The organism is Hymenobacter fastidiosus (assembly GCF_039539565.1).
Classification (GTDB): domain Bacteria; phylum Bacteroidota; class Bacteroidia; order Cytophagales; family Hymenobacteraceae; genus Hymenobacter; species Hymenobacter fastidiosus.
Genome location: NZ_BAABDJ010000040.1, coordinates 134912 through 158637, shown reverse-complemented (window position 1 = coordinate 158637; position 23726 = coordinate 134912). Strand labels below are relative to the sequence as shown.

Genomic DNA, 23726 nt, shown 5'->3' with positions numbered 1-23726 from the left:
ACCTGGCCAGCGCCACAAGGCGTACGTCGGTAGCTCCGGCAGTGGAATAAGGCAGCCCAACAGGCGTTGCCCCGCGGCTACGCGCACACCAACAACAGCCGCATTCACGCTGCCCTGCAGGATACCAGACCCGGCCGCTCAGGGGTTGCGCCCCCCCACGAAAAGGCCCGTCCGCTACTTCGCGGGCGGCTGGTTTTTGTTGAGGTACGCCAACCGGCCATCGGTAAACAAGTTATGGAAATACACCACCGCAATGGCGAACAGCACCGAAAACAAGCTCAGCAGGGTATTGTAGTACACCGGTGCCAGCAGCGAAAACCGAATGAACACCGTGACCAGCACGAAGGCCGAATAGCGAAAAATATCGGGGTAGTGCAGCGTGTAGCGAAACGCGACGAGCATAAACAACAGGTCGGCAAAAATCAGAATCAGGTAGAACCGGTCGACCGACTGCACCCAGACGCCGCTGCGCACCATGTGCAGCAGGTCGTGGCCGGAGAGGGCGAGCAAGGTGGCCAGCACCAGCAGGGCGATAAACTGTTTCAGGACCACGAACTCCTGCCGGTCGCCCTCCTCGGTGATGGCGCGGTGGCGCTGCACGCCGTAGTAGGTGGAGAGCAGCAAAAATACCAGCAGCGCGCCCACGCCGTCCGACACCATTTTGTACACCGATTCGAGCTGACTTTGCAGCGGCAGCTGAAAATTGTAGTGCGAGAATTCCTTGAACGACGAGCGCAGCAGCACCAGGCTCAGAATCTCAATCTGCTTGCCGATGGAGTTGGCAATGGACTGCGGAATGACGAACACCAGGCTGATCATTTCGAAGAACAGCAGCAGCGTAAACGATATTTCCACCGCCTGCAGGAAATGCACCCGGCTCAGCAGGCCGCCCACCGGCAGCCAGCCGAGGTAATTGAGCAGGGCCACCACCATGCACAGCACGAATACGCTGACCAGCACCCCACTGAGGAAGTGATTGGTGCGGCGGCTCTCCCAGAAGTCGCGCACGGGTTCGTAGGTTTGCTTTACAACGTTTAAGAGCTTCATCGGGAGGAGAGTTTACCTCCTCCAAAGCTCCGGGCTGGCGCGATTGTTCAGCAGTTGGCTACGTTAAAAAAGCCCGTGCCCCGGCACCGTCCTCGTCGACGTACCGAGCATGAAAAACCCGCCCGCCAGCCCCGACCCGGGGCTGGCGGGCGGGCCGACGGGCCGAAGGACTCCCAGCGCCTGCGGGTGGTGGTGAACGGTAAGTCCAGCCACCCCAAAGTGCGGGTGCAGCCGTGAGCAAACCTCACCCGACGCTTCCGCCACCGGCTTGCCCAACATGGCGCCCAGCAGAATGAGCCGGCGGGGCAACGGCTACGACAACGCCCAGGCGGAGTGCTTCTGGGCGCGCCTGAAACCTGAATTGCTCGAGCTGATTGACCAAAACGATTTTGTCATGGTAGCACCCTTACCAGTATTGAGTACCAGACGAGCCGCGTAAGCATGGTCCGTGAGGTGATGCCGCCCCAAAACAACCCACCCCTGAAGCCCGTTTCCCTTCCCAAACGAGCCTCTTCGCTTTCGTCCAAACGCTCCTCATGCACCTCACCCTCCGCACGCCCGTCGCGCAACCGCCCGCCCAGGTTCTGGCCGGCTTCACCCGGGAGCTGTTTCTGGCCCTGGCCCCGCCCTTCCCCAAGCTCAGGCTGCACCGCTTCGATGGTTGCCGCACCGGCGACCGGGTGGAAATTGAGCTGATAACCGGCCCCCTGCACCAGCGCTGGACCAGCCTGATTACCGACCACGGCCAGCGGCCCGACGGCACGCTCTACTTCGTGGATGAAGCCCAGACCGCCCCCGCGCCCCTGCGCTACTGGCGGCACCGCCACCTCATCGAGCCCGGCCCGCACGGCGGCAGCGTCATCGTGGACGCTATTGAGTTCCGGACGGCCTCGCCGCTGCTCGATGCGCTGCTGTACCCGGCCATGTGGGCGCAGTTTGCCTGGCGTAAGCCCATCTACCGGCGCTGGTTCACCTAAGCGGATTACAGGTCGGGGACCATCTTAACATCGGTGCGCTGGTAGGGACTGGGTGGCACGGGCACGGCGCGGAATCCTAGCTTGCGGTACAAGGCCAGCGCCGGGGTCAGGCGCGAGTTGGAGAGCAGCTCCAGGTGGCGGGCCCCGAGCTGCCGGGCTTCGACGATGGCCGCCTGCCCCAGTGCCCACCCACTGCCCCCTAAACCCCTGGCTTCCCACTCCTAACTTCTCACAGCCGGCAACCCACCTCACGCTGCGTAACATCAGGACATAAGCGCAGCAGTAAGTCGCAGAGTAAGGCTGCGAACAGGTAAAACCCGGGGCCGACCACAAAATCCGACCAATCCGGCGAATCCGAAAAATCCGTGGTCTACCTTTGTGTTCCGCTTTTACTTTTCCTCGCTCATGACCGCCATCGTCACCCTCAAACCCGGTAAAGATCATTCCCTGCGTCGTTTGCACCCGTGGGTGTTTTCGGGCGCTATCGGCCGGATGCAGGGCGAGGTGACAGAAGGCGAAGTAGTGCTGGTGCAGGCCGCCAACGGCGAAGTGCTGGGCATGGGCCACTATGCCCCCGGCTCCATTGCCGTGCGCATGCTGGCCTTCGGCCCCGACGCCGCGGCCCCCGACGCCACCTTCTGGGAAGCGAAAATCCGGAATGCCTACGCGCTGCGCCAGAGCCTGGGTCTCACCGGCGACGGCAACACCAACGTGTTCCGCCTGGCCCACGCCGAGGGCGACGGCGTGCCCGGCCTCATCATCGACGTGTACGGCGACGTGGCCGTAGTGCAGACCCACAGCGCGGGCATGTACCACGCCCGCCCCCAGATTGCCGCCGCCCTGCAGGCCGTATTCGGCGATAAGCTCCGCGCCATCTACGACAAGAGTGCCGAAACAGTGCCCGCCAAAGCCGCCCCCGACGCCAAGAACAGCTACCTGTTCGGCGAAAGCACCGGCCAGGAGCACATCGTCCGCGAAAACGGCCAGCCCTTCGCCGTGGATTGGGAAACGGGCCAGAAAACCGGCTTCTTCATCGACCAGCGCGACAACCGCCAGCTGCTGGCCCGCTACGCCCCGGGCCGGCGGGTGCTCAACACGTTCTGCTACACCGGCGGCTTCAGCTCCTACGCCCTGCAGGCCGGCGCCGAGCTGGTGCACTCCGTCGATAGCTCCAAGCGCGCCATCGAGCTGACCGAGCGCAACGCTACGCTGGCCGAGGAAGCCGGGGCTCCCGCCGGCCGCCACGAAGCCTATGCCCAGGACGTATTCAACTTCATGAAAGGCAGCCAGGAGCAGTACGACCTTATCATCCTCGACCCGCCGGCCTTCGCCAAGCATCTTTCCGCCCGCCACAACGCGCTGATGGGCTACAAGCGCCTGAATGCCGCCGGCATCCGCCAGATTGCCCCCGGCGGACTGCTCTTCACCTTCTCCTGCTCCCAGGTGGTGTCGCCCGAGCTGTTTGAGGGCGCCGTGCTGGCCGCGGCCATCGAAGCGGGCCGCCCGGCCCGCATCCTGCACCGCCTCACCCAGCCCGCCGACCATCCCGTGAGTTTGTTTCACCCCGAAGGCGCGTACCTGAAAGGGCTGGTGCTGGCGGTGGAGTAAACCGCTTCCCTTCGCCGCTGTTAGTAGGCTGTGACCAAAAAACGAACCCCCGCCCCCAAACAGCCCGCCGCCGTCATCGGGGCTGGTATTGCCGGTATTGCCACCGCCGTACGGCTGGCCCTGAAGGGCCACGCCGTCACGGTTTTCGAGGCCCAGGATACGTTCGGGGGCAAGATGCACCAGTTTACGCTGCCCGGCGGCTACCGCTTCGATGCCGGGCCGTCGCTGTTTACGCTGCCGGCGCTGGTCGATGAGCTGTTCCGGCTGGCCGGGCGCAACCCGCAGGACCACTTCCGCTACGAGCGGCTCGACCCCATCACCCAGTACTTTTTCGCCGACGGCACCCGCCTGACGGCCTGGGCGGGGGAGGAGCAGTTTGCCACCGAAGTGGAGCAGAAGCTGGGCACGCCGGCCGCCGACGTGCTGGCGTTCCTGCGCCGCAGCGGCCGGGCCTACGCCGCCACCGAAAGCACCTTTTTGCACAAGTCGCTGCACAAAGCCAGCACCTACCTGAGCCCCGACGTGCTGAAGGCCGTGGCCGCGCTGCCCGGCCTGGGCCTGACGGGCACCATGCACCAGCGCCACGCCAGCGCCTTCCGGGATGAGCGCCTCGTGCAGCTCTTCGACCGGTTCGCCACCTACAACGGCTCCGACCCCTACCAGGCGCCCGCCACGCTCAGCCTGATTCCGCACCTGGAGCACGGCATCGGCGCATTCTATCCCGAGGGCGGCATCTATAGCATTGCCCAAAGCCTGGTGGGGCTGGCCCAGGAGCTGGGGGTGCAGTTCCGCTATAGTGAGCCGGTGCTGGAAATCCTGACGGCCGACAAGCACGTAACGGGCCTGCGCACGGGCCAGGACGGGTACGACTTTGGGTTGGTGGTGAGCAACATGGACGTGGTGCCCACCTACCGCCGCCTGCTGCCCACCCAGCCCGCGCCCGAGCGCACCCTGGGCCAGCCCCGCTCCTCGTCGGCCCTGATTTTCTACTGGGGCGTGGCCCGCGAGTTCCCGGAGCTGGGTCTGCACAATATCTTCTTCTCCCAGGATTACCGCCAGGAGTTCGCAGCTATCTTCGGGCAGAAAACCGTCAGCGCCGACCCGACGGTGTACGTGAACATTACCTCGAAGAAGACCCCGCCGGACGCGCCGGCCGGTCACGAAAACTGGTTCGTGATGGTCAATGTGCCCCACAACGAAGGCCAGGACTGGGACGCGCTCATCCAAACCACCCGCCGGGCCGTACTGGAAAAAGTGAGCCGGGTGCTGGGGGTGGCCGTGGAGCCGCTGCTGCGGGCCGAGCAGGTCTGGGACCCGCGCGGTATCGAGCAGCGCACTTCCTCCTTTGGCGGGGCGTTATACGGCAGCAGCTCCAACAATGCGCTGGCGGCTTTTCTGCGCCACCCGAACTTTTCGGGCCAGCTGGAAGGGCTGTACTTTTGCGGCGGCAGCGTGCACCCCGGCGGCGGCATTCCGCTCTGCCTGCTGTCGGCCAAAATCGTGGCCGACCTGATTAAATAATTAGTAATGAAGAATTAAGAATTAAGAATTAACAGTCAGGAATCGGGTGCGCGTATTCCGTGAGAGAACAAGGACAAACTCTCCTGGCCTCCTGCGGACGCTCAGTTCTTAATTATTAATTCTTAATTATTAATTATTAATTCCCCCTTGATGTCCTTTACCGAGTCCACTCAACCCCTGCTCGTGCCGCCGGTGCTTCCCGATACCAGTACCCGTCGTCTGCGCGTGGCCCAGGGCATTCTGCTGCTGTTCCACGGCACGGGATTTCTGGGGCTGGCCTTTTCCCAGGATCCGGCCTTCTACCTGCAGTTTGTGCCGCTGAACCTGCTGCTGACGGCCCTGCTGCTGCTGGCTTTCCAGCCCGACCGCAGTACCATGTTCGCCGTGTTTTGCGTGGTGGTGATGGCCGTGGGCTTTTTTGTGGAAGTGGCGGGTATTCGCACCGGCCGGCTGTTTGGCGTGTACGAGTACGGCGCCACTCTGGGCATCAAATGGCTGGGCGTGCCCCTGATTATTGGCCTCAACTGGCTGATGCTAACCTACATGACGGGCATACTGGCCCGCTATCTGCCCGTTTCGGGCTTCATCCGGGCCCTGGCCGCGGCGGTCCTGATGGTCGGGATGGATGTCTGTATCGAGCCCGTGGCCGTCCACTACGACTTCTGGAGCTGGCAGTACAACCTGATTCCGCTGCAGAACTTCAAAGGCTGGTTTGCCGTGGCGCTCATTCTGCAGGTCTATTTCAACCGTACCGAGTTCGGGAAGCGCAATCCGCTGGTGCCGTTCGTTTACCTGCTGCAGCTGCTGTTTTTCTTCGGCCTGAGCTGGTTTATTCGCTAACTTTGAGAGCCTGAGCCCGCCTTCTGACCGACCAACTATGAATCAAACGTTACGTGAAACGCTGCTGGAAGAGGCGCTGCTTCTTTTCCAGACCAAAGGTATTGTCAACCTGCCGCTGGAGCAGATCATGACCACCCTGGACATTTCGCCCACCACGTTCCGCGAAATGTTTCGCGATAAGGAAGATCTGGCCCTGCAGATCATGCACTACGACATTGCCCGGCAGAAGCGGGAGCACACCGAGCTGTTTGCCCGCGTGCCCGACCCCGTGGGCCGCATCCTGAGCCTGCTGGAGCTGGGCATCCGCGACCTGCGCAAAGTCAAATCGCCCGACTATTTCTCCGACCTGATTCAGCACTACCCCGCCGCCTGGGCCGTGGGCATGCAGCACCTGGACGACTACTCCTACCCCCAGATTCACGGCCTGCTCAACGATGGCGTGGTGCAGAAATTCCTGCGCGGCGACATCAACATCACTTTAGTGAGTAAAATCATCATCGAGCAGCTCAACATGGTGCTCAACGAGCAGGTGTTTCCGCCCAGCCGCTACGACGTGGCCGAAGTGTTCCGCAGCGTGTACCTGTACTATATCCGGGGCCTCTGCACCGACGAAGGCATCAAGGCCGCTTCGGCCTATTTCGCCCGCATGTAAACAAAAGAGGAGCCCGGCGGGCTCCTCTTTTGTTGCTTAACTGATCGATACGCGCACCTTTTTGGTGTACTCGCGCAGGGCATCCTTGAATTCGGAGCCGTGGTCCTGGATGTGGTTCAGCACGAAGATGGCGGCAAATACGTGGGTGAGCTTTTCGCCCTCATCTTCGCCTTCCACCTCGAAATCGGGCTGCCGCTCGTCGAGCAGGGCTTCTTCGGCTTCGAGCAGGCTGGCCAGCGTCTGCGACTCCACGAGGCGCTTAATGGCGGGGATTTTCATGACCGCGGAAATTAGTTGAGGCTAAGCTTGCCGATCAGCTCGGCCACGGCTTCTTCCTTGCTGGCCGATACCGTATCGAGCAGCTGGCCATTCTGGAAAATGGCGAAGAAGGGCAGGGTAGTGACGTTGGCGAGCTTGCGGGCTGCGGGGCTGGTTTCGGCGTTCACGTCCAGAAACGCCACGTCCTGGTTGTGCTCGGCCTCGGCCATGCGCTTGAACTTGGGGGAAAACAGGCGGCAGTTGCCGCACCAGTCGGCGTAGTACTTCACTACGACCTTTTCATTAGACTCGAGGAGTTGTTGAAAATCAGCGTCGGTTGCTTTCGTGACGGACATGGAAACGGAATTTTGGTAAAAAAAAGCGGCAGCCACCAGCCTAAGATGTTCCTGACCAGGCAGCAAAGCTAACCCTTCAACCGGCAAAAAAGTTTGCCAGGGTACCAACTTCTCCCTGTTCTCGGGGCCTTCCTGCCGGTGGAAACCGGGCCGGATTCGTGATTTACGGGGCGGATTAACCTGAAGGGAGCCGACCCAGTATATGGGGGACCACTCCGATTCATCACCCTCCGGATAGCTATGCGGTTTGTCAGTTTCGTTCTTGTCCTGTCGGTACTCGCCGGCTGTCAGTCGGGCAGTGGCTCCGAAGCGGTGCAAGCCCGCGCTCCTGCCCCGGCGCTGCCCCTACCCATTCGTATGCAACACATCATTTTCTTCGGCAACAGCCTCACCGCCGGCTACCAGCTGCCCGCCAGCGCCGCCTTTCCCACCCTGCTTCAGGCCCGCATCGACTCGCTGAAACTGCCTTACAAGTCTTTCAACTACGGCGTGAGTGGCGAAACCACCGCCGGGGGCCGGCAGCGGGTGGCCGGCGTGCTGGCCCGGCAGGCAGTCGACGTATTCGTGCTGGAGCTGGGCGCCAACGACGGCCTGCGGGGCATTCCCGTCCGCGAAACCACCCAGAACCTGCAGGCCATCATCGACCAGGTCCGCCTGAAGTATCCTAAGGCCCGCATCGTGCTGGTAGGGCTGGAGTTTCCATTCGATCTGAGCGCTCTGGGCGGCCACCAATACGGCCGCTACGCCGCCGAGTTCAAAGCTCTGTTCCGGGAGCTGGCCGAGAAAAACAGCCTCGACTTCGTGCCCTTCCTGCTCCAGGGCGTGCTGGGCCGCCGCGAGCTGAACCTCCCCGACGGCGTGCATCCCAATGCCGCTGGTCAGAAGATCCTGGCCGATAACGTGTGGGCCGTGCTGGGTGGGGTGCTGGGAGCTTAGGGCGCTGGGGGCTTGGGGGCTTGGGAGCTTGGGAGCTTGGTTTTTTGTCGCTCTGTCATCCTGAGCGGAGCGAAGGACCCTCCTCATTGCTGACCACAGTCCGTCTGTAAAAAAGCAAAGCCCTTTACCGTGTGCAGGTAAAGGGCTTTGCTCTTTTAAAAATGCCGGAGTGGTTGGGCAGAGGCAGGTCCTTCGCAGGCTCAGGATGACAGAACGACAAAAAACCAAGTCCCCAAGACTCTAAGACCCTAAGACCCTAAGACCCTAAGACCCCAAAGTGTACATCTTCTCGTAGTACTCGGTGGCCATGCGGTGCGACTCGAACTCGGGCTCGACTTCGCGCATGGCGGTTTTGGCCACGCTCAGGAACTGGGCGGGCTGGCCGTAGTAGAGCGGCACAATTTCGTTTTCCAGCACGTCCAGCACGCCGGTGGCTTCGATATCGTCCTTCACGTGCTCATGCTCGTTGAGTTCGGCCAGGGGCAGCAGGAAGCCGTTTTCGCCGTGGCGCACGAACTCCGGAATCCAGCCGTCGGGGATGCTCAGACTCAGGCTGGCGTTCATGGCGGCCGTCATGCCGCTGGTGCCGGAGGCCTCGCGGGGGAAGCGCGGCGTGTTGAGCCAGATATCCGAGCCCTTTTTCAGGGCCGCCGACAGCGCCAGCTCGTAGCCCGTGAGCACGGCACAGGTCTTGAACTGCCTGGTTTTCTGAATAATGTCGTTGAACATGCCGATAGCGCCGTAGTCTTTCGGGTAGGGCTTGCCGGCCCAGATGACCTGCACGGGGCGGTCCTGGTTGGTCACCAGCTCCTGGAACCGCTCGAAGTGGCGCAGAATCAGGTCGGCGCGCTTGTAGCCGGCAAAGCGCCGGGCCCATACCACCGTCAGCGCATCCGGGTCGAGCAGGGTGCCGGTCTGGTCGGCCACGAGGTCGAACAAGGCTTTCTTCAGCTCCCGCTTCCGGGTCTTCAGGGCGGTGTCGTCGTTGGCTTCCAGGGCTTCGTGCAGGGCCTTGTCGCGCCAGTAGGTGCCGTTCTGGGAGTTGGTAATCGGAATGATGGGGCAGATGCCCTCATGCGCCCCCCACATCTGGTTGGCTACGATGCCGTGCACCTTCGATACGGCGTTGGACTGCCGCGAGAAGCGCAGGGCCGTGAGGGTGTAGTTCAGGATGTCGTTGTGCTCCACGCGGGCCACGCGCCGGATTTCGTCGGCAGGAATGGTGCCGAAGAAGCTCATGTCGGTGAGCAGCTTCATCGGGTGCTCCTCGTTGCCGGCCAGCTCGGGCGTGTGGGTGGTGAACACGAGGCGCTGCTGCACTTCGGCCAGCTTGCGGCCGTGTTTTTCGTAGAGGTAAAACGCCAGCGGCAGGCCGTGGCCCTCATTCAGATGGTAGGTATCGACCTGCACGCCGAGCAGGTCGAGCAGCTTGCCGCCACCCGTACCCAGCACGATGGACTGGGCCACCCGGGCCGCGGTGTCGGCATCGTAGAGGTGGTGGGAGATGGTGCGCGAGATGTAGTCGTTTTCGGGCAGGTCGGTGGTCAGGAAAAACATCGGGGCCGTGCCGAACGTGTCGGGCGCCAGGTACATAGCCTTCACCTGCACGTCGGCGCCGTGGATGGTAACCGGGAACACCAGGCCGGTATCTTCGAGGAAGGAGTAGGCCTTGTGGCGGAAGTCGGCCCGCATGGTCTGGTCCTCGTTGCGGCCCTGGTCGTAGTAGCCGTAGGTCCACAGCATGCCGATGCCGATCAGGTTCTGCTTAAGCTCGTAGGCCGAGCGCATGTGCGAGCCGGCCAGGAAGCCCAGGCCGCCGGAGTAGGTTTTGAGGGCCTGATCCAGGGCGAATTCCATGGAGAAATACGCGGCCTGCGCCTGAAATTCGGGGGCGGGAGTGTAGGGTTGGAACTGGAAAGACATGAGAATTCAGAAGGAAGTGAACCGCGGCAACGGGCCGGTTTCCGGCTTTGCGGGGCCCCAAGTTCCGCACAATCCCGCCTAAAAAAAAGCGCTCCTTTCAGGAAATCCAGGGCAAACGTTTGCACTGATGACGCCTTGGTCTGCGGTCCTGCGGCCGCCGGAGCCCGGAAAACCGTCTTCTCCGCCACCAGGCGAAAACTGAGGCCGGGGTCCTTGCTGCGGGTCCCGGACTATTTCTTTGGCCCGGGCGGGGCAATGTTAAATAAATCACGCAACAAAAAGCCGGGGCAGTGCCTGAGTAGTGAGGCTTATTTGGGGCAAAAACAAGCGTATTGGCAGTTTTGGCAGCAGGTGCTATCCTTTTTATTGCACACTCCGCCTGCTCCGGCTACCTTGCCGGTCCTCTTACCCTGCTGATCTGATTCTGTCTATGAACCCACTCCGTATTTTGTCCCTGCTGGCGGCCGGCGCCCTGCTTTCCGGCCCGGCCCAAGCGGTGGCGGCCAGCGCCCCGGCGGCCCCGCTGACTGCTGCACCAGCCAAAGCCGCCGGCATCACCCGCATCGACCCCACCTTCTGGTGGGTGGGCATGAAGAACCCCAGGCTGCAGCTGCTGGTACACGGCCCCGGCATCGGCAACCGCACCGTTGCGCTGAGCTACGCCGGCGTGACGCTGGACGGCACCCAGAAGCTGGAGAATCCGAACTACCTGATTGTTAACCTGACCATCGCGCCCACGGCCAAGCCCGGCAAGGTGGCGCTGGAATTCCGCGGGGCGAAAAAGCTGACTTACCAGTACGACCTGCGGGCCCGGACCACGCCGAACGACCCCACGAAAGTGCAGGGCGTGACCAGCGCCGACTTCGTGTACCTGCTCATGCCCGACCGGTTTGCCAACGGCGACCCGAAAAACGACAACATCAAGGGCATGCGGGCCCCGGCCGTGGCCCGCGACTCCATGTACAGCCGCCACGGCGGCGACCTGAAAGGCATTCAGGACCACTTCGGCTACCTCAGGGAGCTGGGCGTAACGGCCATCTGGCCCACGCCCATCGTGGAAAACGACGAGCCCAAAACCAGCTACCACGGCTACGCTCTCACCGACTTCTACAACGTTGACAAGCGCTACGGCACCAACGAGGAGTACGTGCAGTTTGTGCAGAACGCGCACCGCAGCGGCCTGAAGGTGATTCACGACGTGGTGCTCAACCACATGGGCACTTCGGGCTACCTGGTGCAGGATGCCCCGGCCAAAGACTGGTTTCACCAATGGTCCGACTTCACGCGCAGCAACTTCCGCGACGCCGCCTTCAACGACCCCTACGTGTCGCAATACGACCGCAAGCAGTTCGGCGAAGGCTGGTTCGACAAGCACATGGCCGACCTGAACCAGAGCAACCCGCTGGTTTCCAACTACATCATCCAGAACTTTATCTGGTGGGTGGAAAACACCGGCCTCGACGGCTACCGGGTGGATACGTATGGCTACTCCGAACGCAAGTTCCTGATGGACTGGGGCGCGGCCATTCTGGCAGAGTACCCGCGGATTGGCCTGTTTGGCGAAACCTGGGTGCAGGGCACGGCCCAGCAGGCGTACTTCGCCCAGAACATCTTCCCGACCGTGGACGGCTTCAAGGCCAACCTGCCCGGCGTAACTGACTTCCAGCTCCAGTACGCCATCAACGAAGCCCTGACCCGCGACGCGGGCTGGACCGAGGGAGTGAACAAAATCTACTACACGCTGCAGGCCGACTGGATGTACCAGGACCCCATGCGCAACGTACTTTTCCTCGACAACCACGACCTGAGCCGCTACTACTCCGTCATCGGCGAGGACTTCGCCAAGTACAAGATGGGCCTGGCCTGGCTGCTGACCTGCCGGGGCATCCCGCAGCTCTACTACGGCACCGAGGTGCTGATGAAGAACTACAGCAACCCCGACGGCAAGGTGCGCGAGGACTTCCCCGGCGGCTTCGCCGGCGACCAGAAAAACCTGTTCACCACCCGCACCGGGCAGGAGGCCGAAGCCTTCAGCTACGTGAGCAAGCTGGCCAACTACCGCAAAACCCACCCGGTGCTGCACTCCGGCAAGCTCATGCAGTTCATTCCTGACCAGGGCGTGTATACCTACTTCCGCTACAACGACCAGGGTGAAGCGGTGATGGTGATGATGAACTCCAACAAGGAGGAGAAAACCGTGGAAACCAGCCGGTTTGCTGAGCGGCTCAACGGGTTTTCGGGGGGTACTGAAATTACAACCGGCGCGGCGGTGGCGGATCTGAAGACTTTGCGGATTCCGGGGCGGACGGCCTGGGTGGTGGAGCTGAAGCGGTAGTTTATTTTCTCGCAGAGGTCCGCAGAGGCATGCGCAGAGGTTAGAGGCAGGGATAACATGAGTGAAAATGACATTGCGTATGCGGTGCGGGGAGCCGCTTTTAAGGTTCATACTGCCCTGGGACCAGGGTTACTGGAGTCGGTCTATGAGGCTGCTCTGGCTTATGAAATTCGGAAGAGCGGGCTGTTGGTAGCCAGCCAAGTGGGGTTACCAGCATACTATGATGAAGTGAAACTGGAACTGGGTTTTCGGATTGACTTGCTGGTAGAAGACAAAGTAATTGTCGAAATTAAGTCGGTAGACGCACTGCTGGATGTTCATCATAAGCAACTGCTGACGTATTTGCGATTATCAAAACGGAAGCTGGGACTACTCATTAACTTCAACACGCCACACGTCAAGGACGGCATCATCCGCCTTGCCAACGGCCTATAGGGCTACCTCCCTTTACCTCTGCGCATCCCTCTGCGGACCTCTGCGAGAAAACCTAAAGCCATGACGGACCTAACCGATAAAGTCGCCATCGTCACCGGAGCCAGCCGCGGCATCGGGCGGGCCATTGCCCTGCTGCTGGCCATGCAGGGGGCCAAAGTGGTCTGCGTGGCCCGCTCGGCCGATGAGCTGACCGAAGTAGCCCTCAAAACCGCCGGCCTGGCCGTACCCGCCGACGTTGCCGACGAAGCTGATGCCCAGCACGTTATCGACGAAGCCATCCGCCACTTCGGCCGCGTCGACATTCTGGTCTGCAACGCCGGCGTAGGCTCCTTCAACCTGCTCGAGCACTTCAGCACCGCCGACTGGGACCAGATGTTTGCCGTGAACGTGAAGGGCACCTTTCTGCTCTGCAAAGCCATTCTGCCCCACCTCAAAGCCCAGCACGGCGGCCACATCGTCGGTATTGTTTCCGACGTAGCGAAGCGCACCTTCCAGCACGGAGCCGCCTACGGATCCAGCAAATACGCCCAGGATGCCGTGCTGAGCACCCTGCGCAAGGAAGTCCGCTCGTTCGGGGTCAAGGTCAGCACCATCTACCCCGGCCTCGTCGATACCTACTTCAACGACTCGAAGCCGGGCCGCGTGGAGGCCGAGAAAACGCACCTCAAGCCCGCCGACATTGCCCAGGCCGTGCGCTACGTCCTCGAAGCTCCAACCCACGTGGTCGTCGATGAGCTCATGATTCACCCCCTCACCCAGGAGTATTGAGGTGCCGGTTGCGAGTTGCCAGTTGCCGGTTATGGTCACTAAACAAACCGGCAACTGACAACTGGTAACGGGCAACTCACTACCTTATCCGTCATTATGAAAAAACTGCTCCTGCCGGCCGCGGCGGCCACCCTGGCCCTGGCATCTTTCGCTTACCCTTTTTCAAGTTCCCCTGCTGCCGTGCCTGAATCCCTTTCCCTGGCGGACCCCAACACCACCGACGAAGTGCCCCAGGATCATAAGCTGGTGATTTACCAGATGATGACCCGCCTGTTCGGCAACAAAGTCGCGGCCAACAAGCCCTACGGCACCGTGACCGAAAACGGCGTGGGCAAGTTCAACGACATCAACGACACGGCCCTGCAGGCCATCAAGAAGCTGGGCGTGAGCCACGTGTGGTATACCGGCGTGCTCGAACACGCCACCATGACGGACCACTCCAAAGCCGGCGGCCCCGGCCCCGACGATGCCGACGTGGTGAAAGGCCGGGCCGGCTCGCCCTACGCCATCCGCGACTACTACGACATTGCCCCCGACCTGGCCGTGGACGTGAAAAACCGGAAGCAGGAGTTCGACGCCCTGGTGAAGCGCACCCACGCCAATGGCCTGAAAGTCATCATCGACTTCATTCCCAACCACGTAGCCCGGTCCTACGCTTCCAACGCCAAGCCCGCCGGCACCATCGACCTGGGTGGTCAGGACGACAAGACCAAGGCCTTCGCGCCCAACAACAACTTCTACTACCTGCCCGGCAAAACCCTGGTGGTACCCAAAGCCGGCAACCCGTTGGCGGCGGCCCTGGGCCCCAGGGAAGATGGCAAGTTCAATGAAACCCCCGCCAAAGCCACCGGCAACGACGTGTTCTCGGAAGCCCCGAAGGTGGACGACTGGTACGAGACCGTGAAGCTCAACTACGGCGTCGATTACCAGAGCGAGCGTAAACCCTATTTCAGCCCCGTGCCCGATACCTGGGTGAAGATGCGCGACATCCTCGTGTACTGGGCACAGAAAGACGTGGACGGCTTTCGCTGCGACGTGGCCGAAATGGTGCCCGTCGAGTTCTGGGCCTACGTGATTCCGGAGGTGAAAAAGGTGAAGCCCGATATCGTGTTTATCGGCGAAGCCTACAACCCCAAGGAGTATAAAACCTACCTCGACAAAGGCCGGTTCGACTACCTCTACGACAAAGTAGGCCTCTACGACGGCCTGCGCCGCCTCATGAGCGGCGGCGGCAACACCGAGGATATCACCAGGGTGTGGAAGGAAGAAAGCCGCGGCTTCGGCTCCCGGATGCTGCGCTTTCTGGAAAACCACGACGAACAGCGGATTGCCTCCAAGGACTTCGCCGGCGACGCCCGCACCGCTATTCCGGCCATGACGGTGTCGGCCACGCTGGCTTCGGGGCCCGTCATGATTTACTTCGGCCAGGAGGTGGGCGAGCCCGCCAACGGCAGCGAAGGCTTCAGCGGCATCGACGGCCGCACCACCATCTTCGACTACTGGGGCGTGCCCGAGCACCAGAAATGGATGAACGGCGGCAAGTTTGACGGCGGCAAGCTCGACGGCGGCCAGAAGCAGCTGCGCGAGTTCTACTCCCGCCTGCTCAACCTCACGGCCGGCAGCGACGCCATTCGCCGCGGCAAGTTCTACGAGCTGCAGGACGCCAACAACCTGGGCAAGCAGTACGACCAGCGCATCGTGTACAGCTACCTGCGCTACACCGACAAGCAGAAGCTGCTCGTCGTGGCCAACTTCAGCAAGGACAAAACCCTGAAGCCCACCATCGAAATTCCGAAGTCGGCGCTGACGATCATGGGTCTCGACCCCACGAAGTTCTACACCTACACCGACCTGCTGAACAACGCTCCGGCCACCGAAAACCTGACCCTCACCCTGCCGCCGCTCAGCGCCTACGTGTTCGAAATCAACCCTAAGAAATAGCCTGGCTGTTGGTTATTGGTTGTTGGTTTTTGGTTTTTGGTAATCGTTGAACGAACCAACAACCAAAAACTAAAAACCAAAAACTAAAAACCAAAAACCAGGCCCCAGGCACCAACCCCTAAAAATTCCCCTAATGGCAACCAGTGTAGCGGCCCCGGCCAGCACCCGCGAAAAACCCCGCCTGAGCTTCTGGCAAATCTGGAACATGAGCTTCGGCTTCCTGGGCATCCAGTTCGGCTTCGCGTTGCAGAACGCCAACGTAAGCCGCATTTTCGAAACCCTGGGCGGCACCGAAATAGCCCTCTACTGGCTGGCCGCCCCGCTCACCGGGATGCTGGTGCAGCCTATTATCGGCTACATGTCCGACCGTACCTGGAGCCCGAAGTGGGGCCGCCGCCGCCCGTTTTTCCTGGTGGGCGCGGTTCTGGCCTCGTTCGCCCTGCTGGTAATGCCCAACGTGACGGCCCTGTGGATGGCCGTCGGCATGCTCTGGATTATGGACTCCAGCATCAACATCAGCATGGAGCCTTTCCGGGCGCTGGTCGGCGACCTGCTGCCGGCCTCGCAGCGGACCACGGGCTTCGCCGCCCAGACGTTCTTTATCGGCATAGGCGCGGTAGTGGCCTCGTCGCTGCCCTGGATGTTCACCAACTGGTTCGACGTGCCCAATACGGCCCCGGCCGGCGAGATTCCGCCGTCGGTGAAGTATGCGTTCTACATCGGCGGCATCGTGTTCTTCCTGGCCGTCCTCTGGACCGTAATCCGGACCAGGGAATACCCGCCGGAGAACTTAGCGGAGTTTGAGGAAGAAAAGCGCCGCACCTCGGGCTTTCTGAACGGCATCCGCGAGTCCTTCGCCGGCATCGCGCACATGCCGAAGACGATGAGTCAGCTGGCCATTGTGCAGTTCTTCTCCTGGCTGGCGTTGTTTTCGATGTGGATCTACACCACGCCCGCCGTCACGAGCCATATCTACCACACCTCCGACGCCACGTCTAAGCTCTACAACGAAGGGGCCGACTGGGTAGGCATCTGCTTTGCCGTCTACAACGGCGTGTCGGCCATTGCGGCCCTGCTGCTGCCGGCCATTGCCCGCGCTACCAGCCGTCGCGTCACCCACCTCATCTGCCTTACGGCCGGGGGTTTGGGATTGATTTCGATTTACTTCATCCAGGACCCCAACATGCTGCTGCTGTCGATGGTGGGCGTGGGCATTGCCTGGGCTTCGATCCTGAGCGTCCCCTACGCCATGCTGGCCGGGGCCCTGCCCGCCAACAAGATGGGCTACTACATGGGCGTGTTCAACTTCTTCATCGTGATTCCGCAGGTGGTGGCGGGCCTGATTCTGGGCTTCTTTACCAAGACTGTGTTCCACGGCGAATCGGTGTACACGCTGGTGCTGGGCGGCTGCTCGATGATCATCGCCGGCCTGCTGACCCTGCGCGTCAACGACACCGACGACATCCGCCTGCCCGAGGAGCAGCCCACGCTGGACAACCCGGCCTACGATTCGCCCATGCAAACCAATCCGCGGGTGTAGTCCGCCTGATCGGAAAATAAAAGGGCCGCTTCCTTGGTTGGAAGCGGCCCTTTTGCTTGAATTGAAGATTCCGGGAAGCGGCTTACCTGCCCGTCGCCAGCCACTGCTGAGCCGGAGTTTCCTCGATGAAAACCCGGTGGAGGCTGCGCAGCTCCGGGGTCTTTATCCGCTCATCGATGGTCGGCTGGTGGTAGGGCGTGACGAAATAGGCCAGGCGGCGCGACGCCTGGGGCAAAGCCTGGGCCATCTGCAGGCGAAAATCGGTCAGCACCCACTCGAAATCCTCGGCGCTGGCCAGCCCGCGGGTGCGCAGGTCGATGAGCCAGTGGCCTACCCCGTGCACCTGGGCCATTGCCAGCGCCTGGCGGTAGCCGTCGCGGTGCTCCTGCGACGACACGGGCCGGTTCCAGCGCAAAAACAGGATTTGCAGGTCGGGGCGGTGGGACAGGCGCAGGTAGGTGAGGTCGAGGCTGGGAACGAGCATAGAGGCAAAAAACGACGAAACGGCAGGCCGCGGGCGGCGGGGCGAAAAAGCCCGTTACTTTGTGATACCAGCTAAACCAGCAATGGTGGAAAATGTCCGGGCTGACTGAAAATTTCCTGATGATCCGCCTTGTATTCGGACTGCTGCTGGCCCTGATCGGTTTCGCCGCCTCCGCCCAAACCACCCCGCCGCCTGGGCGCGACGGCCTGCTCTGGTCCGACGGCCGGCTCCTGCTATTGCAAAACGGCACCACCCGCCCCGTAACCCGGGAAGTGCGGCTGCCCAACGGAACCCGCGTACGGCCCAACGGCCACGTACTTCTGGCCTACGGCCGTCAGGGTCAGCTCCTGGCCGGCGACGGCGTGGATCTGCGCACCGGCACCTGGTTTGTCCGGCGCGCCACCAACCCCGACGGCACCACCTTCCTGCCCTTGCCCGTGCGCCTGGAAAAGCCCGCCAAAGCCGCTGCCACGGGCAATTCGACCACCGTCCGCCGGTATCACTACGAGCAAAAGCGGCAGCGTGACCAGCACGGCCGCCGCCTGCCCGATGAGGAAGAGGACGACGACGACGACGATTAGGTGCTGACGGTCAGCCTGAAATCGTTTGTCATCCTGAGCAGAGCGAAGGACCTTCCTCTTCGACTACTACTGCAGCCGTTTCAATTCACAAAGCCCTTTCCCACAGCGCGGGAAAGGGCTTTGCTCGTTCAAAACAACTTTTCAGTGGCGAAGAGGAAGGTCCTTCGCAAGCTCAGGATGACAGCTCCATTGGGCGTATTCCCAGTTCTCCGCTCTCACTTCCCTTTCATTGACTTCTCCCGGATAGCCTTGAACTCCGAACCCACTTTCCACTGCGGGAAGGTGGTTTCAGCGGCCAGGCGCTGGCCCACGCGGAACAGCAGGCGGGCATCCTGCTCCATGCCGCGGAAGTCGGCTTTCGCGTCGTACTCATCCGAAGGCTGGTGGTACGTGTGGGCTTCAAATTCCTCGGCCCGCTGCTGAGCGTACGCCTTCCCTTTCAGGCGGCTGTCGGCCTGGCCGCTGGCGTAGAGCGAGGGCACACCCACGTGGGCGAAGCTGAAGTGGTCGGAGCGGAAAAAGTAGCCCTTGTCGGCGTTCTGGTCGGGCTGGATGTAGCGGTCCTGCTCCCGGGCGGCTACGCGGGCGTAGTCGTCCAGCTCCGACTGCCCGTAGCCGATAACGGTCAGGTCGCGCATGGGGCCCATGTTGGGCAGGTCGTCCATGTTGAGGTCGGCCACGGTCTTATTCACCGGAAACAGCGGGTGGCTGGCGTAGTACATCGAGCCCAGCAAGCCCTGCTCTTCGCCCGTTACGGCCAGAAACACGATGCTGCGGCCGGGCTTCTCCTTGGCCTGCCGGAAGGCGTTGGCGATGCTGAGCAGGGCCGCGCAGCCGCTGGCGTTATCGGCCGCCCCGTTGTAAATCGAGTCCCCGTTTACCGGGGCCCCAATGCCGAGGTGGTCCCAGTGGGCCGAGTAGAAGATGTACTCGCCGGGGCGCGTGGTGCCGGGCAGCACGGCCACCACGTTCCGGGAAGTCTGGCGGCGCAGCTTATTACTGATGCTGGTGCTGACCTGCAGGTTCAGGGGGCGGGCCCGGAAGCCGGGCTTGTTGGCGGCGGCGTAGGCTTCATCATAGTTCTGGCCGGCCGCGGTGAACAGCTTTTTGGCCGCGTCCAGCGTCACCCAGCCTTCGAGCACGCACTTGCTGGCGCCTTTGTCGGCGGTCTGGGGGCGCAGCTTGGCCCCCGAGTAGCTGCTCTGCACCACCGACCACGGATACGCCGCCGGCTTGGTGTCGTGGATGATGAGCAGGCCGGTAGCGCCCTGGCGGGCGGCTTCCTCGTATTTGTACATCCAGCGGCCGTAGTAGGTCATGGCGCGGCCCTTGAACATAGTCGTGTCGTTGCCCGCGTTGCCGGGGTCATTCACCAGCACCACCACGGTTTTGCCCTTCACGTCGAGGCCGGCGTAGTCGTTCCAGCCGTACTCGGGGGCCACCACGCCGTAGCCGGCAAAGACCAGCGGCGAGTTGTTGACCGCCACCTTCAGCTTCTCCTGCTCGGTGAAAGCCATGTAGTCGGTTTTGTAGTTCAGCGTGAGAGGCTGCTGGCCCCCCGTAATCTGCATGGTAGGGGCGGGCGTGCCGGTAATTTCGACCAGCGGCACGGCCTGGAAATACGTGCCGTCCGGCCCCGGCTGCAGGCCCAGCTTCTTAAACTCCGCGGCCAGGAAATCCGTGGCTTTCTGCTCCCCGATGGTGAACGGCTTGCGGCCCTGGTACTCGTCCGACGCCAGCACTTTGATGTAGTCGCCAATGCCGGCGGCCGTGATGCCGTCGTTGGGCGAAGGCGCCACCGTCGTGTCGGGCGGGGCAGCGGCTGTTTCGGGCGACGCGGTCGTGGTGGCGGAGTCGGACGTACGGCTCTGGCAGCCGGCCAGCAGCGTGAGCAGCGCGGCACCGGCCAGGAGTAGGGGAGAAGAAGAGAAGCGCATGAGCAGGGAAAGGGACAGAGGATGGCGCGGGAAGTAATTTGGGGTCAAGGTGCCGAAAAAACGGCGCATGGCAATCCAGGGTGCCGGGCGGCGTTTCAGTGGCTACCACCACCCGTCATCCTGAGCCTGCGAAGGACCGTCCTCGGTTATCCCGCAAAATCTTGGTTAACCCCTCGCGAAGTGGCTGGCCCCCGCCCGTCGTGGAACGATTGGGGCCGGATTCGTTCCACGACGGGCGGGGGCCAGCCCCGCCCCCACACGCTGGCAAGGGCTTCACTCATCCAAAAAGCGTTGTCGCTTACCCAGGGCCGGTGTCTTTTTCTCGCTTACCTTCAAGCCGAACTTCCTTCCCTATTCCTGCTCTATGCTCACAAAATCCTTCCTGCTGCTGGGCCTGGGCACGGCCCTTACGCTAAGCCCGGCCGTGGCCCAGCAGAAAAAAGCGGCTCCGGCCGCGGCCAAACCAGCCGCTGGCCCGACCACCGCGGCCGGCACCCGGCTGGTGGAAAAAGTAACCCGCCAGCCCGGCGAGCTGATGATTCCCTACGAGAAGTACGTGCTGGCCAATGGCCTCACCCTCATCGTAACCGAAGACCATTCCGACCCGCTGGCCCACGTCGATGTAACCTACCACGTCGGTTCGGCCCGGGAGCAAATCGGCAAGTCGGGTTTTGCCCACTTCTTCGAGCACATGATGTTTGAGGGCTCCGACCACGCCCCCCAGGGCACGTTCGACAAGCTCGTGGTCGGCTCGGGCGGCACCAACAACGGCAGCACCAACCGCGACCGGACCAACTACTACGAAACCGTTCCGAACAACCAGCTCGAGCGCGCCCTCTGGCTCGAAGCCGACCGCATGGGCTACCTGCTCGACGCCGTAACCCAGCCCCGCTTCGAGGTGCAGCGGGCTACGGTGAAGAATGAGCGCGGCCAGAATTACGACAACCGCCCCTACGGCCTGGCCAGCGAATACGTAGCCAAGAACCTGTACCCCTACGGCCACCCCTACAGCTGGCTCACCATCGGCTACCTCCAGGACCTGGACCGCTCCAGCGTGCAGGACCTGAAGAACTTCTTCCTGCGCTGGTACGGCCCCAACAACGCCACGCTCACCGTGGGCGGCGACGTGAAGCCGGCCGACGTGGTGGCCCTGGCGGAAAAGTATTTCGGCTCCATCAGGCGCGGGCCGGCGGTGCAGAACATGAAGCTGCCCGCGCCCAGGCTCACCCAGGACCGCTACGTGAGCTACACCGACAACATCCGCTTCCCGATGCTGCAGATGGTGTTTCCGACCGTGCCCCAGAACAACCCCGACGAGACGCCGCTGGACGCCTTGGCCGACATCATCGGCGGCGGTAAAAACTCTTTGCTCTACAAAAACCTGATCAAAAACCAGCGGGCCGTGCAGGCCCGCGCCGGCCACCCCACGGCCGAGCTGGGCGGCGAGTTTACCATTACGGCCCAGGCCTTTCCCGGCAAGGGGCTCGACAGCCTCGAATACCGGGTGCGCCAGAGCCTGGCCGAGTTTGAGCGCCGCGGCGTGACGGACGAAGACCTCACCCGCTTCAAGGCCAGCCGCGAGGCGCAGCTGGTCAGCAGCCTGGGCAGCGTCGATGGCAAGGTGGGCACGCTGGCCGAAAACCAGACCTACACCGGCAACCCCAACTACCTCACCGTGCAGGTGAAGCGCCTGCGCGCCCTCACCAAAGCCGACGTGCTGCGGGTCTACAATCAGTACATCAAGGGCAAAAAAGCCGTGCTGCTGAGCGTGCTGCCCAAAACGGGCGAAACCAAGCCGGCCCGGCCCGACAACTTCACCATTTCCAAGGCCGGCTACCAGGCTCCCGCCGACGAGTACAAAGGGCTGACCTACGTGAAGGGCCAGGACAATTTTGACCGCAACGTGGTACCCGCCGCCGGCGCCAATCCGGTAGTGACGGTGCCCACGCTGTGGCAGGATCTGTTCGACAACGGCCTGCGCATCATGGGTACCCGCAACACCGAGGTGCCGGCGGTCAATATGCTGCTCACCATTCGCGGCGGCCACCGCCTGGAGCAGCTCGACCAGGGCAAGGCCGGCGTGGCGGCCCTCACGGCAGCTATGCTGAACGAAGGCACCCGGAAATACACCGGTGAGCAGATGGCCGCCGCCCTGGAGCGCCTCGGCAGCAGCATTCAGATCGGGTCCGGCAACGACAACACCACGGTGCAGGTACAAAGCCTGACCAAAAACCTGCCCGCCACCCTGGCGCTGCTGGAAGAGAAGCTGTTGCGCCCGCGCTTCGACCCGGCCGACTTCGCCCGCCTCAAAAAGCAGACGCTGGAAGGCATTGCCAACCAGGCTACCCAGCCCGTGGTTATTGCCAACAACACCTACGCCGCCCTGCTTTATGGTGCCGGCGACATCATGGCCACCCCCGTGAGCGGGACGACGACGACGGTGCAGAGCATCACGCTCGACGACGTGAAGCAGTTTTACGCGCAGTACTACGCCCCCAACCTCGCCCACCTCGTGGTCGTCGGCGACGTGGAGCAGCAGGAGTTGCTGCCCAGGCTGGCCTTCCTGAAAACCTGGGCCCGCAAAAGCGCTACCCTGCCCGCCGGCAACCCCGGCCCGGCCCCCGACAAAACCCGCATCTACTTCGTGAACAAGGCCGACGCGGCCCAGTCGGAAATCCGCATCGGCTACCTGGCACTGCCCTACGACGCCACGGGTGAGTTCTACCGCGCCTACCTGGCCAACTACCTGCTGGGCGGCGAGTTTACCAGCCGCATCAACCGCAACCTGCGCGAGGATAAGGGCTACACCTACGGCGCTTACTCCGGCTTCCGCGGCACCCGCTACGTGGGTCCATTCACGGCCCAGGCCGGCGTGCGCGCCGATGCTACCACGGCTTCGCTGGTGGAGTTCGACAAGGAGCTCAAGGGCTTCCGCAACGGCATCACCGACGAGGAGCTGAAAACCCTGCAAACCTCCATTGGCCAGAGTGAAGCCCTGAAGTATGAAACCGGCCCCCAGAAAGCCGCCTTCCTCGCCCGTCTGCTCGAATATGATTTGAAGCCGGACTTCGTGCAGCAGCAAAACACCATTCTGCGCGGCCTCAAAAAGGAAGACGTGCAGGCCACGGCCCAGAAAGTTCTGCCTACCGATAAGATGTACATCGTCGTGGTCGGCGACCGGGCCAAGGTGTTCCCCGGTATCAGTGAGCTGGGCTACGAAGTCGTGGAAATGGATGCGGCCGGCAACCGCCTCACGCCCCGGCCTCTGCTAGGCTCGCCGACGGCAGCCCCGACTACGGTAGCCGTACCCGCCGGTGACATCAAGAAAGCCAAGTCGAAAACCGAAGATGCCGACGGTCGCAAGTCGAAGCGCAAGCAGAAAAAGGACGACAACAGCGTGAAAGTGAAGGAGAAAGGCGAGTAGTTTGAACATGCTTCTGATACCGTGAAACGCCCGGTTCCGCCAAGGAGCCGGGCGTTTTACGGTTGAACGGGCCGGAGTATTGCCCCGGGTGCCGTTGGCAGAGCGGCCGGGCCGGCCGGCTGAAATTACCGCGGCCCCTCCGGGAGCATCTTCCGCGCTCGGC

The 23726-nt window shown here is 62.3% G+C and carries 20 protein-coding genes; 14 read left to right on the top strand and 6 right to left on the bottom strand.

All coding sequences use genetic code 11. The features are described 5' to 3' along the window. Window positions 1-174: 174 nt before the first annotated feature. Window positions 175-1047, bottom strand: coding sequence for a hypothetical protein (locus tag ABD833_RS18750; RefSeq protein WP_345075096.1), 873 nt, complete (start codon window positions 1045-1047; stop codon window positions 175-177). A gap of 54 nt (window positions 1048-1101) precedes the next feature. Here ABD833_RS18750 and ABD833_RS18745 point away from each other — a divergent pair, with 54 nt between their 5' ends. The 6 genes from ABD833_RS18745 to ABD833_RS18720 all read left to right on the top strand — a co-directional run bounded on the left by ABD833_RS18745 (window position 1102) and on the right by ABD833_RS18720 (window position 6645). After that, window positions 1102-1284, top strand: coding sequence for a hypothetical protein (locus tag ABD833_RS18745; protein WP_345075095.1), 183 nt, complete (start codon window positions 1102-1104; stop codon window positions 1282-1284). Between the two features lie 299 nt (window positions 1285-1583). Then, complete coding sequence (locus ABD833_RS18740) at window positions 1584-2024, top strand: SRPBCC family protein (protein ID WP_345075093.1); 441 nt, start codon at window positions 1584-1586, stop codon at window positions 2022-2024. Window positions 2025-2429: 405 nt separating this feature from the next. Next, window positions 2430-3632 carry a class I SAM-dependent rRNA methyltransferase gene (locus tag ABD833_RS18735; RefSeq protein ID WP_345075091.1) on the top strand — a complete coding sequence of 401 codons (1203 nt, stop codon included), beginning with the start codon at window positions 2430-2432 and terminating at the stop codon, window positions 3630-3632. Window positions 3633-3662: 30 nt separating this feature from the next. Beyond that, window positions 3663-5153: a 1-hydroxycarotenoid 3,4-desaturase CrtD gene (gene crtD, locus ABD833_RS18730; RefSeq protein WP_345075090.1), complete on the top strand. Its 1491-nt coding sequence runs from the start codon at window positions 3663-3665 to the stop codon at window positions 5151-5153. Window positions 5154-5303: 150 nt separating this feature from the next. Next, on the top strand, window positions 5304-5993 hold the full coding sequence (locus tag ABD833_RS18725; RefSeq protein ID WP_345075089.1) for a carotenoid biosynthesis protein: 690 nt from the start codon (window positions 5304-5306) through the stop codon (window positions 5991-5993). 37 nt (window positions 5994-6030) lie between these two features. Next, window positions 6031-6645, top strand: coding sequence for a TetR/AcrR family transcriptional regulator (locus ABD833_RS18720; RefSeq protein WP_345075088.1), 615 nt, complete (start codon window positions 6031-6033; stop codon window positions 6643-6645). A 36-nt stretch (window positions 6646-6681) separates the two neighbouring features. Here ABD833_RS18720 and ABD833_RS18715 read toward each other — a convergent pair whose 3' ends face one another. Continuing rightward, on the bottom strand, window positions 6682-6924 hold the full coding sequence (locus ABD833_RS18715) for a DUF6952 family protein (RefSeq protein WP_345075087.1): 243 nt from the start codon (window positions 6922-6924) through the stop codon (window positions 6682-6684). 11 nt (window positions 6925-6935) lie between these two features. Then, window positions 6936-7259, bottom strand: a complete 324-nt coding sequence (locus ABD833_RS18710; protein WP_345075086.1) for a thioredoxin family protein — start codon at window positions 7257-7259, stop codon at window positions 6936-6938. A 357-nt stretch (window positions 7260-7616) separates the two neighbouring features. Here ABD833_RS18710 and ABD833_RS18705 point away from each other — a divergent pair, with 357 nt between their 5' ends. Then, window positions 7617-8195 carry an arylesterase gene (locus ABD833_RS18705; protein WP_345075085.1) on the top strand — a complete coding sequence of 193 codons (579 nt, stop codon included), beginning with the start codon at window positions 7617-7619 and terminating at the stop codon, window positions 8193-8195. A 264-nt stretch (window positions 8196-8459) separates the two neighbouring features. On the opposite strand, the gene glgP is transcribed toward ABD833_RS18705, so the two are convergent. Continuing rightward, entirely contained in the window at window positions 8460-10118 is a 1659-nt protein-coding gene (glgP, locus tag ABD833_RS18700) for an alpha-glucan family phosphorylase (protein WP_345075084.1), read from the bottom strand. A gap of 430 nt (window positions 10119-10548) precedes the next feature. On the opposite strand from glgP, the gene ABD833_RS18695 reads away from it, so the two are divergent. The 5 genes from ABD833_RS18695 (at window position 10549) to ABD833_RS18675 (ending at window position 17137) form a co-directional block, all read left to right on the top strand. Then, complete coding sequence (locus ABD833_RS18695; RefSeq protein WP_345075082.1) at window positions 10549-12453, top strand: glycoside hydrolase family 13 protein; 1905 nt, start codon at window positions 10549-10551, stop codon at window positions 12451-12453. Between the two features lie 57 nt (window positions 12454-12510). Next, window positions 12511-12888, top strand: coding sequence for a GxxExxY protein (locus tag ABD833_RS18690; protein WP_345075080.1), 378 nt, complete (start codon window positions 12511-12513; stop codon window positions 12886-12888). 60 nt (window positions 12889-12948) lie between these two features. Beyond that, the gene (locus ABD833_RS18685; RefSeq protein WP_345075078.1) at window positions 12949-13656 is read left to right on the top strand and encodes an SDR family oxidoreductase; all 708 of its coding nucleotides are present in this window, start codon (window positions 12949-12951) and stop codon (window positions 13654-13656) included. A gap of 96 nt (window positions 13657-13752) precedes the next feature. Beyond that, a complete protein-coding gene (locus ABD833_RS18680; RefSeq protein WP_345075076.1) occupies window positions 13753-15597 on the top strand; it encodes an alpha-amylase family glycosyl hydrolase in 1845 nt (614 codons plus the stop codon). Between the two features lie 133 nt (window positions 15598-15730). Next, on the top strand, window positions 15731-17137 hold the full coding sequence (locus ABD833_RS18675) for an MFS transporter (protein ID WP_345075075.1): 1407 nt from the start codon (window positions 15731-15733) through the stop codon (window positions 17135-17137). 82 nt (window positions 17138-17219) lie between these two features. Here the strand turns inward: ABD833_RS18675 and ABD833_RS18670 are convergent, their stop codons facing one another. After that, on the bottom strand, window positions 17220-17621 hold the full coding sequence (locus ABD833_RS18670) for a hypothetical protein (RefSeq protein WP_345075073.1): 402 nt from the start codon (window positions 17619-17621) through the stop codon (window positions 17220-17222). Window positions 17622-17740: 119 nt separating this feature from the next. Here ABD833_RS18670 and ABD833_RS18665 point away from each other — a divergent pair, with 119 nt between their 5' ends. Beyond that, complete coding sequence (locus tag ABD833_RS18665; RefSeq protein WP_345075072.1) at window positions 17741-18202, top strand: DUF6799 domain-containing protein; 462 nt, start codon at window positions 17741-17743, stop codon at window positions 18200-18202. Window positions 18203-18417: 215 nt separating this feature from the next. Here the strand turns inward: ABD833_RS18665 and ABD833_RS18660 are convergent, their stop codons facing one another. Next, entirely contained in the window at window positions 18418-20139 is a 1722-nt protein-coding gene (locus ABD833_RS18660) for a M28 family metallopeptidase (RefSeq protein ID WP_345075070.1), read from the bottom strand. A 364-nt stretch (window positions 20140-20503) separates the two neighbouring features. Between ABD833_RS18660 and ABD833_RS18655 the strand changes: the two genes are divergently transcribed. Beyond that, window positions 20504-23563: a M16 family metallopeptidase gene (locus ABD833_RS18655; protein ID WP_345075069.1), complete on the top strand. Its 3060-nt coding sequence runs from the start codon at window positions 20504-20506 to the stop codon at window positions 23561-23563. The last annotated feature ends 163 nt before the right edge of the window (window positions 23564-23726 follow it).

Excerpts from the sequence above, each read along its gene's own strand:
- ABD833_RS18670 (WP_345075073.1), bottom strand. The coding sequence starts at position 17,621 with ATGCTCGTTCCCAGCCTCGACCTCACCTACCTGCGCCTGTCCCACCGC.
- ABD833_RS18735 (WP_345075091.1), top strand. The coding sequence starts at position 2,430 with ATGACCGCCATCGTCACCCTCAAACCCGGTAAAGATCATTCCCTGCGT.
- ABD833_RS18715 (WP_345075087.1), bottom strand. The coding sequence starts at position 6,924 with ATGAAAATCCCCGCCATTAAGCGCCTCGTGGAGTCGCAGACGCTGGCC.
- glgP (WP_345075084.1), bottom strand. The coding sequence starts at position 10,118 with ATGTCTTTCCAGTTCCAACCCTACACTCCCGCCCCCGAATTTCAGGCG.
- ABD833_RS18675 (WP_345075075.1), top strand. The coding sequence starts at position 15,731 with ATGGCAACCAGTGTAGCGGCCCCGGCCAGCACCCGCGAAAAACCCCGC.
- ABD833_RS18690 (WP_345075080.1), top strand. The coding sequence starts at position 12,511 with ATGAGTGAAAATGACATTGCGTATGCGGTGCGGGGAGCCGCTTTTAAG.
- ABD833_RS18710 (WP_345075086.1), bottom strand. The coding sequence starts at position 7,259 with ATGTCCGTCACGAAAGCAACCGACGCTGATTTTCAACAACTCCTCGAG.
- ABD833_RS18685 (WP_345075078.1), top strand. The coding sequence starts at position 12,949 with ATGACGGACCTAACCGATAAAGTCGCCATCGTCACCGGAGCCAGCCGC.
- ABD833_RS18655 (WP_345075069.1), top strand. The coding sequence starts at position 20,504 with ATGCTCACAAAATCCTTCCTGCTGCTGGGCCTGGGCACGGCCCTTACG.
- ABD833_RS18660 (WP_345075070.1), bottom strand. The coding sequence starts at position 20,139 with ATGCGCTTCTCTTCTTCTCCCCTACTCCTGGCCGGTGCCGCGCTGCTC.
- ABD833_RS18695 (WP_345075082.1), top strand. The coding sequence starts at position 10,549 with ATGAACCCACTCCGTATTTTGTCCCTGCTGGCGGCCGGCGCCCTGCTT.
- ABD833_RS18740 (WP_345075093.1), top strand. The coding sequence starts at position 1,584 with ATGCACCTCACCCTCCGCACGCCCGTCGCGCAACCGCCCGCCCAGGTT.
- ABD833_RS18750 (WP_345075096.1), bottom strand. The coding sequence starts at position 1,047 with ATGAAGCTCTTAAACGTTGTAAAGCAAACCTACGAACCCGTGCGCGAC.
- ABD833_RS18680 (WP_345075076.1), top strand. The coding sequence starts at position 13,753 with ATGAAAAAACTGCTCCTGCCGGCCGCGGCGGCCACCCTGGCCCTGGCA.
- ABD833_RS18725 (WP_345075089.1), top strand. The coding sequence starts at position 5,304 with ATGTCCTTTACCGAGTCCACTCAACCCCTGCTCGTGCCGCCGGTGCTT.
- ABD833_RS18705 (WP_345075085.1), top strand. The coding sequence starts at position 7,617 with ATGCAACACATCATTTTCTTCGGCAACAGCCTCACCGCCGGCTACCAG.
- ABD833_RS18720 (WP_345075088.1), top strand. The coding sequence starts at position 6,031 with ATGAATCAAACGTTACGTGAAACGCTGCTGGAAGAGGCGCTGCTTCTT.
- ABD833_RS18665 (WP_345075072.1), top strand. The coding sequence starts at position 17,741 with ATGATCCGCCTTGTATTCGGACTGCTGCTGGCCCTGATCGGTTTCGCC.